Source organism: Paenibacillus sp. S02 (assembly GCF_019454065.1).
Taxonomy (GTDB): Bacteria; Bacillota; Bacilli; order Paenibacillales; family Paenibacillaceae; genus Paenibacillus; species Paenibacillus polymyxa_B.
Genome location: NZ_CP073682.1, coordinates 2458314 through 2473500 on the forward strand (window position 1 = coordinate 2458314; position 15187 = coordinate 2473500).

The window sequence follows — 15187 nt, forward strand, 5'->3', positions numbered from 1 at the left end:
TTTTGGAAAACGTAAACGGTTCTATTCATATTCAGTTCATAAACGTGGGTTATCCTCTCTATAGAAACCGTACAGGGAGGATATGAATGTGGATTATACAGACAGAAAAGAGACCTTGGCCATTGAAGCAAGGGGACTCGTAAAAGCTTTTGGTGACAAGCAGGCGGTTGACGGTGTCGACCTGAACGTGCGTGCTGGCACGATCTACGGTGTGCTTGGTCCTAATGGAGCAGGCAAAACGACTACCATCCGAATGCTGTCAACGTTATTGCGGCCCGATGGAGGATCAGCCCGTATCTTCGGGCACGATGCAGTAAAGGAGCCGCAGGTTGTGCGTCAATTGATCGGGGTGACAGGCCAGTACGCATCGGTCGATGAGTCACTTAGCGCTACCGAGAACCTGATCATCTTCTCCAGACTGCTTGGACTGGGACGTGCCGAGGCGCGTCATAAGGCAGCGGAGCTGCTGGAGGAATTTGGCTTGGCCGAAGCGGCCAAACGACCGCTAAAGCATTTCTCCGGAGGTATGCGCCGTCGGCTGGATTTGGCCGCAAGTCTCATTGCCAAACCGCCGCTGATTTTCCTGGATGAGCCGACTACCGGACTAGACCCGCGCACGCGTGTCCAGATGTGGGACACGATCCGGCGTCTGGTCAAGACCGGTTCCACCGTACTGCTCACAACCCAGTACCTCGACGAGGCGGATCAACTTGCTGACCGAATCGCGGTGATCGATCATGGCCGGGTAGTCGCTGAGGGTACGGTAGATGACCTGAAAGCGGCAGTGGGGGCGTCGACTCTGCAACTCAAAGTGCAAAATCAACAGGACATCGAGAGAGCTGTTCAGATCGTTGAACAGGTGCTTTCAGTTAAGTCCAGCGTGTCAGTGGAAGCTGGAAAGATTATCTCTCCGATGGCCAACGCAGATCGGGTAACGGACCTGCTGATCGCCCTCCGTACCGGAGAGATTCGTCTAGCAGAGATGAGTGTGCAGAAGCCGACGCTCGACGAGGTGTTTTTGTCCATCACTGGTCATGGGGCACAAGTAAACAGACAGCAGACGTCCCAAGGAGCGCATGCTATGGAGGGGGCGAGAGCATGAAGAGTATTACTATTATGACAGGTTCTGATCGCACATTGAAGAAGTCTGTGAGTTTCAGGCAGGCGTTCTTCAATTCCATGACGATGGCCTACCGGGGCATTCTGAAGATCCGGCATACTCCCGAGCAATTGTTTGATGTCACGCTCCAGCCAATCATTTTCACCCTTATGTTTACCTATATCTTTGGCGGCGCCATCTCAGGAGACGTGCAGCATTATTTGCCGGTTATTATTCCAGGCATCCTCGTGCAGACTGTGATCTCGACCTCCGTCGTTACCGGCGTCCAACTACGTGAGGATATGGACAAAGGAGTGTTCGACAGGTTCAAGTCACTCCCAATCGCACGCATTGCGCCTTTGGCTGGAGCTCTGCTTGCTGACAGTATCCGATATACTATTGCGACTGTACTTACCTTCGCCATGGGGTATATTTTGGGGTATCGGCCAGAGGGAGGACTGCTGAGTGTCGCTATCGCCGCGCTTTTGGTCATCGTGTGTTCCTGGGCAGTCAGCTGGATTTTCGCCTTCTTTGGCGTGATTGCCCGCACTGCTTCCAGTGTACAGGGCATCTCCATGATTGTTCTGTTTCCGCTCACTTTTGTTTCCAATGCATTTGTGCCTGTGGACACAATGCCTGGTTGGCTGCAGTGGTTTGTGAACGTCAACCCGATTTCACATCTTGTGAACGCAGTCAGGGAGCTTGCGAATACGGGAACGATTGGCGGGGAACTGGCGATCTCCCTGCTTGGCGCTACAGTCATTGTGGCGATCTTCGCGCCGCTTACGGTGCGTGCTTATATGCGTAAAGCATAAGATGGCGGTCTTCTTGACGAGGATGAGAGATTTAAGGCAGAGTTAGTTAGGGGGGATTGGAATGACGCGTGTATTGGTCGTTGATGATGATCCGCATATTCGTGAACTGGTCGGACACTTTTTGAGAATGGAAGGTCTGGAGGTAGTCGAGGCGGTGGATGGTTTGGACGCGATGCGCATTTTTGATGAAATCAAGGTTGATTTGCTTGTTCTTGATATCATGATGCCGGGAATGGATGGTTGGGAGCTGTGTCGTAAGCTGCGAGAGCAGACCGACCTGCCGCTGCTTATGCTTACAGCCAAAGGCGAGACGTCACAGATCGTGAAAGGCTTCGCGCTCGGAACGGACGACTATCTTGTCAAGCCATTCGACCCCATGGTGCTTGTCGCACGTGTGAAGGCTTTATTAAAACGTTATCGTATCATGGCTTCAAAATCAGTGACTGTCGGAGATCTTGTCCTGCGCAGCGATACATTTGAGTGTCGGGCTGGAGAGAAGGAGATTACCCTGCCGCGCAAGGAGTTTGAGCTGCTCTTCAAGCTGGCCAGCTATCCTGGCAAAACCTTTACCCGCGACCAGTTGATCGAACAGATCTGGGGTTATGATTATGAGGGAGACGAAAGAACAGTTGATGTCCATATCAAGCGCCTTCGGGAACGGTTTCCGGAGGCAAGGCACTCCTTCCGGATCAGTACGATCCGGGGACTGGGTTATCGGCTGGAGGTACGGCAATGAAGAGGGAACCGGGATTCCTCCATATCCTTGCGAGACTCATGCTGGTGTTATTGGTGCTGTATCTCAGCTGGACTGCCGCGTACTTTATTACGGCGGCGATCTATTCGCGCATGTCATGGGCTTTTCATGATTTGTTCGTCTTTCTTATTAATGCGACGCTTGGCTTTTTCTTCTTCGGTATTATCAGTATGACGGTAAGACGCTTCATCCAGCCTAGAGAGCAGCACGCTTTTACCGAAATGATCGATGCTTTAAAACGTATTTCGCAAGGAGACTTTCACATTAATCTGGATTGGGACCTCGGCGGGCGGAACGGAAAACATCGGAGACCGCATCCTTATGTACAGTTGGTGGACAGTATCAATGAAATGGCTGCAAATCTGAAGGCTATGGAAAAACTGCGGGAGGAGTTTATTTCGAACGTATCCCATGAAATCGGCTCACCACTGACCTCGATAATCGGATTCGCCAAGGCGCTTAAGGATGAGAATCTGGATCGTGAGCAGCGAGATCGGTATTTGACGATCATCGAGACGGAGTGTATTCGTCTATCCAAGCTAAGCGATAATCTCATGAAGCTGGCGATTCTGGATTCGGAGCGGCATCCGTTTCGTCCGTCCCTTTATCGGCTGGATAAGCAGCTGATTTCGCTTATTCTCGCCTGCGAACCGCAATGGGAGGCTAAAAAAATCGATATGAATGTTGAGGTGGATATAGTTGAGGTCAACGCGGACGAGGATCTGATGAGCCAGGTTTGGGTGAATCTTCTTCACAATGCCATTAAATTTACACCACAGGGTGGAAGCATATCTATTTCTCTTTCAAGTAACGGTGATCAGGCGGTTATCTGCATTGCGGATACGGGACAGGGCATCAACGAACAGGATCAGCAGCGCATTTTTGAACGTTTTTATAAAGCAGACCAGTCACGGGCCCGAACCGCAGGAGGCAGTGGCTTGGGACTTTCCATTGCTTATAAAATAACAGAGATGCATACCGGCTCTATCTCTGTATCCAGCATGGTGGGAGAAGGAACGGTATTTACAGTTATGCTGCCGCTGCGCAAGAAAGTAATGAAAGGCAGCAGCAACTGTGAAACGTACACCGGCACAGTAATTTAAAAAGGAGCGTCTTCAAAGCCACAAACGGCTGAAGGACACTCCTTTTTAGTTCCCATACTTATACTCTTATGGCATATGCGTATGTGCTCAGGACTTAGATGTATTCACCGGCTGCATCTCCTGTATAGCTTCTTTCAAGCTTTGTGAGCATTGCTCATATAGCTGTTTTCTTTGTTGCTCACTGGAACCAGATGCGAGTTTTTGCAACTCCGTTGTGCATTGTTCCAGCAAAGTCAGCACGGCTTGATTCGAATCCTGCACCTTGTTTAGCTGTACATTATCACTATATTGGTCAATGTACAGTTCTCCTTGCGGGTCCACCTGCGCGAAAAACACATCTTTGACCGTTAGACTCTTTTCCTTTAGCTTGGCATCCAGCCATTGTTGAGTGATCCCCATATATGCCATTTGTTGCTCCATAAGTTGTCCATCCATAATGACTGCTGTTGGTTCCTTCTCCGGTAATTGCTGCATATTCAGATCCTTAAGTGTAACAGGCTGCTTGTCTTTGGTTAACAGCACATTGACTTCGCCACTGGTTTCCATAAGAGCAAATTCCACGTCAGATACTTTGAATACATTCTTGCTTCGAAGCTGCTCCATGAGTTCATCCAGGGTAAGCCGTTCTTTTCTCAGATTATCCTCTAAAATTTTGCCGTCTTTGATCAGGATTGTTGTCCTTCCATCTGTTATATCTCTGATTTTCTTGCTTTTAATTTGCAAATATTCAATGCCAAGTGTTGTCAGTACCCATACTGACAAGGCTATGAGGCCTAGATACCAGGTGGATTCACGCTCCATAGGAATGGTAGCAGCCAGGTTACCTATCGTGATTCCTGTTATATATTCGAACAAGGAAAGCTGGGATACCTGACGTTTTCCAAGAATTTTGGTGATTAAAAATAATATAGCGACAGCCATTAATGTGCGTATAGCAACCTCGGCCCAATCCTGCATTTGCTCAACCTCATTTCATTTCGCCACAAGGGCGCTACTATTCCAAGGATATCCGCGTCAAGGCACATTTAAACTCCAATTTCCCTAAATTTAAATAACCGAGCTGCCAACAAACCGATTGATTACGATATGAAATTAAAATTTTCTATCGTTGAATTGTCAATGTCTATTACACAAGCGATTGACGGAAAAGGGACGGCAGGATACATTATAAATATAATTCTTATTTAATTCATCGGGATTATAAACATTAAGCTCACGGAGGTATGTATATGTCGTCCAAACCTAAAGTTGTATTGTGGAGTAAAACCGGCTGTCATTTTTGTGGAGAGATCAAATCGTACCTGGAATCCCAAAATCAGCCGTATGAAAATATCCAAGTGGACGGAAATGATGCGCTGCGTGACGTGCTGGAGACCAAATATGGTATTCGTTATGTCCCTGTCGTCGAGGTAGGCGGGGATAACAAATATGAAGCACTGCTCAACCCGGATCTGGAAGAGTTGGGTAAAGTGCTGGAAAGTTACAATCAAGTGGTATAAGCCGACGGGAAATCATTATTTTCAAGAGAGGTGGAAGGGTTATGGCTAAGAATAGACAAATTAAATTTGGTGCGATTATTCACGGTGTTGGGGGAAGCATGACGACTTGGCGTCACCCTGAAGTACCTGCGGATGCGAGTGTTAACTTTGAATTTTATAAAACGCAGGCGCAAAAGGCAGAGGAAGGAAAGTTTGACCTCGTATTTATCGCAGATGGCCTGTTCATTAACGAAAAATCCATCCCCCACTTTCTGAACCGTTTTGAACCAATTACGATTCTGTCCGCTTTGGCTGGGGTGACGAAGCATATCGGACTGGTCGGCACACTGTCGACCTCCTATAGCGAACCGTTCACGGTAGCACGCCAGTTTTCTTCCATTGATCATATTAGTGGAGGTCGTGCAGGCTGGAATGTGGTGACTTCTCCGCTGGAAGGCTCTGCCCTTAACTTTAGCAAAGGCGAGCACCCGTCGCATCCGCAGCGCTATAAAATTGCAGAGGAGTATTTACAGGTTACCAAAGGACTGTGGGACTCGTGGGAAGAGGATGCGTTCGTTCGTGATAAGGAAGCCGGCGTATTCTTTGATCCTGAAAAGCTGCATACATTGAACCATAAAGGTGAGTTTTTCTCTGTGCAGGGTCCACTGAACATTGGACGATCCAAGCAGGGACAGCCGGTTATTTTTCAGGCAGGTTCCTCGGAGGATGGCAAAAACCTGGCCGCCAAGGAAGCGGATGCTGTATTTACAGGACATGAAACGTTAGAGGAAGCGCAGCAATTTTATCGTGATGTGAAAGAACGTGCGGTACGCTATGGTAGATCAGAAGAGGATATTGTCATTTTGCCGGGCATATCGCCGATTATTGGCAGCACGACGGAGGAAGCGGAACGTAAGTATGAAGAGATCACTAATCTGGTGACGATTGAGGCTGCGTTAAAATATTTGGGACGTTTCTTCGATCATCATGATTTCTCACAATATCCGCTGGATGAGCCATTCCCTGAGCTTGATGGTATTGGCAGCAATGCGTTCCGCAGCGGTACAGATAAAATCAAACGAGTAGCCAAGGAACAAAACTTGACCTTACGCGAGGTTGCGTTGCGTTCAGCTACGCCGAGAACCTCTTTTATCGGAACCGCCGAGCAGGTAGCGGATCGAGTGCAGGAGTGGTTTGAAAGAAAAGGAGCAGACGGATTCATCATTGGTTCTGATGTACCATCGGGTCTGCATGACTTCGTAAATCTGGTTGTGCCTATTTTGCAGGAACGCGGTATTTACCGTCAGGATTATGAATTTAGCACACTGCGTGAAAACCTGGGCGTGCCTATTCCTGAGAACCGCTATACAGCAGCCAAATCCAAAGTGAAGGTTGACGCATAACAGAAGGAGGAAAAAATATGTCCAAGGTTGTCATCCTATCAGGCAGTCCGTCTACACAATCCCGTTTATACGGCTTGATTAACTATACAACAGAGCAGTTGCAGCAGGCTGGAGCGGAGGTCACATTACTGAATGTGGTCGGCTTGCCAGCTGAGGATTTGATAAAGGCTAACTTTAATAGTCCCGACGTCACTGCATCACTTGCGCTGATTGCAGCAGCGGACGCAGTTATTGTGGCTTCTCCAGTCTATAAGGCGTCCTATTCAGGACTATTGAAAATATTCCTGGATTTGGTTCCGCAGGAGGGGCTAAGAGGGAAACCTGTCTTGCCTTTATTTATCGGAGGCACGCTGGCTCACCTGCTGGTCATTGACTATGCCTTGAAGCCGGTTATTAATGCACTGGGCGGAAGACATATTCTTGGCGGGGTGTACGCAGTGGATCAGTGGGTCGAACGTCTGCCGGATGGACTATACGGGTTGTCCGAAGAATTGGTGGCACGGTTGGAACGTTCTGTTAAAGAACTAAATGAGCTATTAAAGTTATAGATATTTTCAATATTTCCATTGACAGGTCGTTCAGTGAGTTTTATGATACAAAAAAACCAAGTTAACGTATTGGATAAATGTATATAAAACTTACTGGGGGACTTGCGTATGAATATCGAGAATATGGAAGCCTTTGTATACGTGAATCATTATGGGAGCTTTAACAAGGCGGCAGAAGCCTTGTTCTTGTCCCAGCCCTCTGTCACAGCACGGATTCAGACGCTAGAGCGCGAGCTAGAATGCAAGCTGTTCGACCGCCAAAGCAAGCAAACGGTTCTGACGGAGGATGGACGAAAGTTTCTTCCTTATGCGGAGCAGATGCTTCAGGTGCTGCAAAAAGGGAAGCAAAAGCTCCAACAGCGTAAGAAAGCCCCTCAGCAAATTCGAATTGGCTGCACGATATCGGTGTCGAACTACATCATTCCTGAAATATTAAAGCAGCTTCGTGCCCGTTATCCAGAGGTTAACTACAAAATTGTGACGGCTACGACGGATCAACTGGTACATAAACTGTTGAACCGTGAAGTAGACATTAGTTTTGTCCGTAAAGTGATGCATCCGGCTATCCGTACGCTTGCTTTTTATGAAGATCCGATTTCCCTGTATGTATACGACGGCCATCCGTTTATGAAAACAGGAAAGGCCAGCATACAGGATATTCAACGTGAAACACTGGTATTTTTCGAATGCGGATCACTAGATTGGATGAGGATTCATCGCGCTTTTGAATCACTGGAGCAGCCACCGGACATTGCTTTTCAGGTAGACAATGTGGTCACGGCCAAAAAGCTGGTATTGGAAGAAGCGGGTATAGCCTTTTTGCCGGATGTCTGTGTGAACCGTGAAGTGAAAGATCAGAAACTGTTCCGTATCCATGTTCCAGAGGTAGCTGGGGTGTCTATGCAGATTAGCATAATAGCGACCAAAGAAGACTGTGCAGTGACCTCGGATTTTGCAGATGCACTGACAGAAGGTTTCCGGGGTGCTGTTTTGTTATAGAAATGTTCTATAGCTTGGTGGATTGACGTATAGGTTTCCAGGTGTTAAATTAATCACATCCTAAAACCAATTAAACTTATAGGAATTATGAATTATTAGATGTTGTAGCTACCATGTATGTCGCAAACTGCTGATATACAAAGAGATGAGGGGGATTCATATGAAAAAGTGGTTTGCAATATTGTCTGTTATGGCAATCATCCTGGTGTTGGCAGGCTGCGGTTCCTCAGATAACGAGTCTAGCGCGTCAGGTTCAAGCGGAGACGTGAAGAAAATTATCGTAGGCACAGGTACTCAATTCAAAAATGTATGCTTTATTGACGAAAACGGAAATTTAACAGGTTTTGATGTGGAGCTGATTAAGGAGCTGGACAAGCGCCTGCCTCAATACGAATTTGAATTCAAAACGATGGACTTTGGAAATTTGCTGCTAAGTCTCGATGCCGGCAAGATTGATCTGGTATCGCATCAAATGGAAAAAAACCCGGAGCGCGAAGCCAAGTATCTGTTCAACAAAAATCCGTATAGCATTTTTCTGAACAGAGTCGCTGTAGCGAAGGATAACAATACCATTCATTCAATTGATGATTTGAAAGGGAAAAAGGTACTCACCAGCCCAACCAGTAATGCGGCGTATGTGCTGAAAGAGTATAACAAAACCCACGGAGATGCACTGAATATCGTTTATACGAGTGGTGCAGCCAATGATACGGTGCAACAAATTACGAGCGGCCGTATAGATGCTACCGTTACGACAGACTTTGCGAACCGTTTTAACACCGATGAAAAAGGAGAAGTAGCTCTGAAAACCGTTGGTGATCCTTTGACTCAATCGGATGTACTGTATGTACTGAACAAAAATGAGCAAGGGTTGGCGGATGACCTGGACAAAGCCATTCAGGAAGTGAAGGACGACGGTACGTTGTCGAAGCTGAGTATTAAATGGCTTGGAGAGGATTTCACTAAGTCTCTGGAAGATGTGAAAAAAGAAGGTAGCAGTAAGAAGTGAGGATAGACTTGGACATTTCAGCGGTCAGGGTACTCTATGTATTCTGACCGTTGATGTATAGAAAGGAGGCAGGCATATGAGCAGAGAGTTCAATATTGACTATGTTTTTAGCTTTATCCCGAAAATGCTGTCTTACTTACACATCACCTTATTTATTGTGGCAAGCTCGCTTGTATTGGGGCTTATCATTGGTCTGTTGGTTGCGCTGCCTCGCATGTATAACATTCCATTTCTCAAACGTGTTTCTCAAGTGTATGTTTCCTTTTTTCGCGGAACACCTATTCTAATCCAATTGTTTCTGGTGTATTACGGCCTGCCAGAGCTACTAAAGCTGGTGGATATCAATTCCTCTAGATGGGATGTGCTGTGGTTTGCCGTAGCGACCTACGCGCTCAATAGTGGAGCCTTTATTTCCGAAATTATCAGGTCAGGAGTAGAGGCAGTAGATCGAGGACAAATCGAGGCTGCGCAGTCCGTCGGCATGTCAGGCTATCAGACCTTTACACGTATCATAATGCCGCAAGCGCTGGCTGTGGTGGTTCCGGTATTTTCCAATCTGGTGATTGGCAATCTGAAGGATACTTCGCTGGCATTTACGATCGGAGCGATGGAGATGACAGGGAAATCACAGACATTAGGGTCGGCTACCCAGCATTTTGTTGAAACCTATATCGCGTTATCCCTTATCTATCTGGTGATCAGTCTGATTTTACAAAAATTGTTCAAGGTGCTGGAAAATACGCTTCTCCGGCATGAGCATCGGGATGCAGTACAGAAAGAACCCGAAAAACGAAAAAGTTTTGTGGTGCGCTACCTGAGAAGTCCTCGTCTTAGTAAAGGAGGTAAAGGCATATGAGTCTGGATTTTGGATTTATATATACTGCCTTTTTAGGGTTGTTCTCCGCGCTGCCCAACACTTTAATTATTACGGTGGTTTCCGTACTGGCAGGGTTGGTCATCGGTATTATAACGGCACTGGCGCGAATCTATAAGGTTCCTGTGTTGTCCCAAATTTCTCACGGTTACGTTACCTTTATCCGTGGCACACCGATGCTGATGCATTTGCTGCTTATTTATTTCAGTTTGCCTTTGTTGATTGATGCGGGAGCGAAGCATTTCGGCTGGCCTCTGCATTCCAAAGATGTTCCTTATATGGTATTTGCACTCATTTCGTTTTCCATTACCAGTGGCGCGTATATGTCAGAGGTCGTCCGTTCTGGAATCCAATCGGTCAACAAGGGGCAAATCGAGGCGGCTTATGCCGTTGGTATGACGACGTGGCAAGTGCTGAGACGGATTGTATTTCCGCAGGCGTTCGTGGTGAGTTTGCCAAACCTGACGAATTCCGTTATTGGAATGCTTCATGGCTCTACCTTGGCCTTCACGGTTTCGGTCACAGAAATCCAGGCACAGGCTGAAATTCTAGCATCTACCAACTGGAAATATTTAGAGGTATATATCGCGGCTGCACTGCTATTTTGGGGCTTGACGGTATTAATTGAGCGAATATCCGGCTTGGTGGAGAAGAAAATCAATGTGTTTAATGGAGGTCGAGCATCATGATCCGTCTGCAAAATATAACGAAGTCGTTCGGCAAACATGAAGTGCTCAAAGGCATTGATTTGACCGTGAACAAAGGCGAGGTCGTCGTTATTTTAGGCCCGAGCGGTTCAGGAAAAACGACTCTGCTACGCTGCATTAATTATCTGGAAAAGCCGAATGATGGGGAAGTCAGCATTGGCGATTTTACAGTGAACTGCAAGCGACCTGCGAAGAAGGATGTTTTGGCTCTACGTCAAAAGACGGCTATGGTTTTTCAGCAGTACAATTTGTTCAAGCATAAAACAGCACTGGAAAATGTCATGGAGGGACTTGTCGTTGTCCGCAAGGTCAAGCAGGAGGAAGCGAAAAAAATTAGCATTGAAGTGCTGGAAAAGGTCGGTCTGGGTGAAAAGCTGAATCATTATCCAAGCCAACTATCCGGCGGGCAGCAGCAGCGTGTTGGCATAGCGCGTGCCTTGGCGCTGAACCCAGAAGTGATTTTGTTCGATGAGCCGACTTCGGCGCTGGACCCTGAGTTGGTGGGTGAGGTGCTGTCGGTGATCCGCAAGATTGCGAAGGAAGGCATTACAATGATTGTCGTTACACATGAAATGGGTTTTGCGCGCGATGTTTCAAATCATGTGGTATTTATGGATGGCGGTCATATTATCGAGGAAGGCACACCGGACGACATTTTTAACCACCCCAAAGAGGAACGTACCAAACAATTCCTGAAACGGATTACACCGGAATATAACTATTCAATTTAGACGGGAGAGGGAGACATGAGTATTAAAATCGGAGTATTGGATCAAAGCCCTATACACGAGGGGGAAACAGCAGCGCAGGCCCTTCGTAATACGATTAAGCTAGCACAGCGTGTAGAGGAATTGGGGTTTACGCGCTTCTGGGTATCAGAGCATCACGATTCCGAGCAGGTTGCGGGCTCTTCGCCAGAGGTACTCATTTCCCATTTGCTGGCACGTACTGAGCGTATTAAAGTCGGTTCTGGTGGAGTGATGCTTCAGCATTACAGCCCTTATAAAGTAGCTGAAAACTTTAATGTGCTGTCCTCTCTTGCACCGGGTCGCGTAGATTTGGGAATCGGACGCGCGCCGGGCGGGTTGCCGAAATCCACACAGGCATTACAACGAAACGTTCATGATGCCCCTTCTCTCGAAGAAAAAATTGATGAAGTAAGTCGCTATATTCATAATATTCCGTCTGAAGAAGGACCGTTAGCCGGGTTACAGGCGAATCCGATTCCAGAAATACCAGCGGATATTTACGTTTTGGGTACAAGTACAGACAGTGCTGGAATTGCTGCGCGTTTGGGGTTGCCCTACGTTTTCTCGCAATTTATCAATAGTAATGAGCAGGTTGCATTGGAATCATTCCGTACGTATCGGGAGTCTTTCGATTATAGTTATGGACGTGAGCCGAAAGCTCTTTTTGCGCTTTCAGTCATCGTGGCGGACACTTCCGAGGAAGCTGCGAAGTTGGCAGGTGAGCACAAGCTGTACAAAATTCATCTGGCCAGTGGCAAAACGGCTACGGTGGGCACGCTGGAAAGTGCAGAAGAGTTCGGCAAGCAATCAGGTGAAGAATATACAATTGAAGCTACACAAGCACAAATTAACAAAGGGAATAAAGACGAAATCTATGCTGTGTTGACGGAAATTCAAGCGAAGTATCAGGCCGATGAGCTAATTGTTACGACAGGAATAAGGGATATACACAAGCGCGTGCGCTCGTTCGAGTTATTGCATGAAGCTTTTGCTGGGTTGCCTGTGCAGTCCTAGATGTTGTTGGTCTGAGAGAATTGTAACTATTTTGGGTTCACGAAGGAGGAATAGGGATGAGTGGATCAACCGGGACGAAGGAGCAGGTTTTGGAGCAGAAGCTGGTGGACATTCGCCGCCATCTGCATCGAAATCCCGAGTTATCTAACGAGGAGGTTGAAACTACCGCCTTTATCCGCCGTCTGCTGGAAGAACAGAACATAACCATTCTGGATGTGCCGCTGCGTACCGGATTAGTAGCGGAAATCGGCGGACAGCAGGAGGGACCAACTGTCGCGCTTCGTGCAGACATTGATGCGTTGCCTATTCAGGAGGAGACGGGATTGCCTTATGCTTCGGTGCATCCCGGCAAGATGCATGCCTGTGGGCATGATTTTCATACCGCATCCCTGTTAGGAGCAGCCGTATTGTTGAAGCAGCGGGAGCAGGAGCTGAAAGGCACGGTTCGGCTGGTGTTCCAGCCAGCTGAGGAAAAGGCCAAAGGCGCTGTCCAAGTGCTGGACAGCGGTGCGTTGGCAGGGGTGCAGGCCATATTTGGCCTACATAACAAGCCAGACCTGCCCGTAGGCACGGTCGGCATCAAAGAAGGTCCGCTAATGGCAGCGGCGGATGGTTTTTACATCGAGGTGGAGGGTCTGAGCACACATGCGGCAGTGCCGCATGCAGGGATTGACCCCATCGTGGTATCGTCACATATCATTACGGCGCTGCAATCCATTGTGAGTCGGAGCGTTAATCCACTGGATAGCGCGGTCATTAGCGTCACGAAGCTTCACAGTGGCAACGCCTGGAACATCATTCCTGACCGTGCACATTTGGACGGAACAATTCGCACATTTGATGAGAATGTTCGCGCCCAGGTGACTGAGCGTTTCGAGCAGGTCGTAAAAGGCGTTGCCGATGCTTTCGGCACGAAAGCAACCATCCGCTGGATCGAGGGTCCGCCACCTGTGCTGAACGACGGTAAGTTGGCCGTCATCGCGGAGGAGGCGGCCGAAGCGGTCGGTCTGGAAGTCGTTCGTCCCATACCATCCTCGGCGAGCGAGGATTTTGGGTTTTATCAGAAGAACATCCCCGGTGTGTTTGTCTTTGTCGGCACTGCGGGAAGCCAGGAATGGCATCATCCTGCCTTTGATCTGGACGAACGCGCGTTGCCCGGAACAGCGAAGCTACTGGCTTCACTGGCAGAATCGACATTGATATCCATAGAGTAGGAGTGCGAGCCTAGTCTATGGATACTTATCCCCTCCTTGTAGAGGGGATATTTTTGTTTGACGCTATATCATTCCAATGATAGTATAAAATTGTAATTTTATTCAAAATCGAGAGTGGGTGTAATAAGAGAGTAGGCGTTGTCGTTTTAGATGTCTCGTAAAAATAAAAGGTATGGAGGTTAAATAAATGCCGAAGAAAAAAGGAATGATCATGGCTTCTTTTTCATTGGTAGTGGCTGCTTCTTTACTGGTTGGCGGGGCTAACGTGGGTTCAGCAGCCTCAGATTTGGAAAGCACTTCTGATATAGAGTCGACAAATATTAATTTGGCAGCTGCTGATATACCTGCTAAATTTAAGCCATCGGTAGAATGGGTTTGGAAGAATAGAATGGTCAAAGAAGGCTCCACCAACCGTGAAAATTTGATTTTTGATCAAATCTATGCGGGAAAAGGAACGCTAAATTATGTAGTGCGTTGGCAATCCTCTAAAAATATCACTCTTCAGCAGCGTAAAGATATGGCTTCCATGCTGAGTCGCCAAATCAATAATTGGAATAAGCAGTTGAAAGGGTATGATGGCTGGCCTTATAACAATATTACAGTAAAAATAGTAGGCTGGGCCGTTGCGAATCCATCACAGATTCTTAACAAACAATCTAATGAAATCGTTTACACGGATACCATTACGGATGACTTAAGTAAAACAGACCCGAATATTCCAGCTAAACTTCCGGTTGCTCCTAACGCACTATCGAGATTTGAACATTTTATGGACCCTAACTATTCTTACCCGGGTGGACTGGACAAGCGGTTTGATATGTACTTATGGGGAACGTCCAATTTTCAAGGCGGAGCCGGCGGGGATTGGGGGCAACGTATGCCTGATGATTATATCCTGAACACCTTGAATTCGGATGAAATCCAGATTACAGAGCACGAGATGGGGCATGGATTCGGGTTGCCTGACTTCTATGAAGAACATGAGCGTCCACCCGGTGGTTTTCCTGTGCCAACTATTATGTGGGCTGGAAATTCTCCCAAAATAACAGAGTGGGATACCTGGATGTTGCGTTATACCTGGAGCCAGGTCAAGAAGGATACTACTCGTTTTCCTACCCGCTAAAAAATGCTAGAGTAGTGTGAAAAAGCTTATAAATAGAGCCGTTTGTTCCAAAATCAAATTCCGTGGTGGAATTGATTTAGTGAATAAACGGTTTTTTCATTTTATAAAATACCAGTTTTGTGCATGCAAAGATCAAGTATATGTTCCAATATACGATTAAAATGACTAATTTAAATCATTAAGGAAAATATTGACGATGCAATAATCCAGTGATAATATGATTTGTGATTATTTACAAAAAACGACAAGGAGGATTGATAGTGTACTCTTGATCTCCTAGATTAGTTCGCAAACACGA

The 15187-nt window shown here is 47.1% G+C and carries 16 protein-coding genes; 15 read left to right on the plus strand and 1 reads right to left on the minus strand.

Going from position 1 to position 15187, the window contains the following annotated elements:
- The first annotated feature begins 82 nt into the window (after positions 1 to 82).
- The 4 genes from KAI36_RS11015 (at position 83) to KAI36_RS11030 (ending at position 3771) form a co-directional block, all read left to right on the plus strand.
- Complete coding sequence (locus KAI36_RS11015) at positions 83 to 1102, plus strand: ATP-binding cassette domain-containing protein (RefSeq protein ID WP_220027730.1); 1020 nt, start codon at positions 83 to 85, stop codon at positions 1100 to 1102.
- Positions 1099 to 1914, plus strand: coding sequence for an ABC transporter permease (locus tag KAI36_RS11020; RefSeq protein ID WP_220027731.1), 816 nt, complete (start codon positions 1099 to 1101; stop codon positions 1912 to 1914). Before KAI36_RS11015 ends, KAI36_RS11020 begins: the two co-directional genes overlap by 4 nt.
- 61 nt (positions 1915 to 1975) lie before the next feature.
- Positions 1976 to 2650, plus strand: coding sequence for a response regulator transcription factor (locus KAI36_RS11025; protein WP_220027732.1), 675 nt, complete (start codon positions 1976 to 1978; stop codon positions 2648 to 2650).
- The gene (locus tag KAI36_RS11030; RefSeq protein WP_220027733.1) at positions 2647 to 3771 is read left to right on the plus strand and encodes a sensor histidine kinase; all 1125 of its coding nucleotides are present in this window, start codon (positions 2647 to 2649) and stop codon (positions 3769 to 3771) included. The genes KAI36_RS11025 and KAI36_RS11030 overlap by 4 nt, the downstream gene beginning before the upstream one ends.
- Before the next feature lie 87 nt (positions 3772 to 3858).
- Here the strand turns inward: KAI36_RS11030 and KAI36_RS11035 are convergent, their stop codons facing one another.
- A complete protein-coding gene (locus tag KAI36_RS11035) occupies positions 3859 to 4728 on the minus strand; it encodes a DUF421 domain-containing protein (protein ID WP_028542379.1) in 870 nt (289 codons plus the stop codon).
- 272 nt (positions 4729 to 5000) lie between these two features.
- On the opposite strand from KAI36_RS11035, the gene KAI36_RS11040 reads away from it, so the two are divergent.
- The 11 genes from KAI36_RS11040 to KAI36_RS11090 all read left to right on the plus strand — a co-directional run bounded on the left by KAI36_RS11040 (position 5001) and on the right by KAI36_RS11090 (position 14889).
- On the plus strand, positions 5001 to 5270 hold the full coding sequence (locus KAI36_RS11040) for a glutaredoxin family protein (RefSeq protein ID WP_023988351.1): 270 nt from the start codon (positions 5001 to 5003) through the stop codon (positions 5268 to 5270).
- 41 nt (positions 5271 to 5311) lie between these two features.
- On the plus strand, positions 5312 to 6652 hold the full coding sequence (locus tag KAI36_RS11045; RefSeq protein WP_023988352.1) for an LLM class flavin-dependent oxidoreductase: 1341 nt from the start codon (positions 5312 to 5314) through the stop codon (positions 6650 to 6652).
- 17 nt (positions 6653 to 6669) lie between these two features.
- Positions 6670 to 7200: an NADPH-dependent FMN reductase gene (gene ssuE, locus KAI36_RS11050; protein ID WP_220027734.1), complete on the plus strand. Its 531-nt coding sequence runs from the start codon at positions 6670 to 6672 to the stop codon at positions 7198 to 7200.
- A gap of 108 nt (positions 7201 to 7308) precedes the next feature.
- Entirely contained in the window at positions 7309 to 8199 is an 891-nt protein-coding gene (locus KAI36_RS11055; protein ID WP_013310069.1) for a LysR family transcriptional regulator, read from the plus strand.
- A gap of 160 nt (positions 8200 to 8359) precedes the next feature.
- Complete coding sequence (locus KAI36_RS11060; protein WP_220027735.1) at positions 8360 to 9208, plus strand: transporter substrate-binding domain-containing protein; 849 nt, start codon at positions 8360 to 8362, stop codon at positions 9206 to 9208.
- Positions 9209 to 9284: 76 nt separating this feature from the next.
- Positions 9285 to 10064 (plus strand): amino acid ABC transporter permease, encoded by a 780-nt coding sequence (locus tag KAI36_RS11065; protein ID WP_023988355.1) that lies wholly within the window; start codon positions 9285 to 9287, stop codon positions 10062 to 10064.
- Positions 10061 to 10771 carry an amino acid ABC transporter permease gene (locus KAI36_RS11070; protein ID WP_023988356.1) on the plus strand — a complete coding sequence of 237 codons (711 nt, stop codon included), beginning with the start codon at positions 10061 to 10063 and terminating at the stop codon, positions 10769 to 10771. The genes KAI36_RS11065 and KAI36_RS11070 overlap by 4 nt, the downstream gene beginning before the upstream one ends.
- A complete protein-coding gene (locus tag KAI36_RS11075; RefSeq protein WP_025722945.1) occupies positions 10768 to 11520 on the plus strand; it encodes an amino acid ABC transporter ATP-binding protein in 753 nt (250 codons plus the stop codon). Before KAI36_RS11070 ends, KAI36_RS11075 begins: the two co-directional genes overlap by 4 nt.
- A gap of 15 nt (positions 11521 to 11535) precedes the next feature.
- Positions 11536 to 12552: an LLM class flavin-dependent oxidoreductase gene (locus KAI36_RS11080; RefSeq protein ID WP_025722944.1), complete on the plus strand. Its 1017-nt coding sequence runs from the start codon at positions 11536 to 11538 to the stop codon at positions 12550 to 12552.
- Between the two features lie 56 nt (positions 12553 to 12608).
- Complete coding sequence (locus KAI36_RS11085; RefSeq protein WP_220027736.1) at positions 12609 to 13766, plus strand: amidohydrolase; 1158 nt, start codon at positions 12609 to 12611, stop codon at positions 13764 to 13766.
- Between the two features lie 187 nt (positions 13767 to 13953).
- Entirely contained in the window at positions 13954 to 14889 is a 936-nt protein-coding gene (locus KAI36_RS11090) for a dockerin (RefSeq protein WP_220027737.1), read from the plus strand.
- The last annotated feature ends 298 nt before the right edge of the window (positions 14890 to 15187 follow it).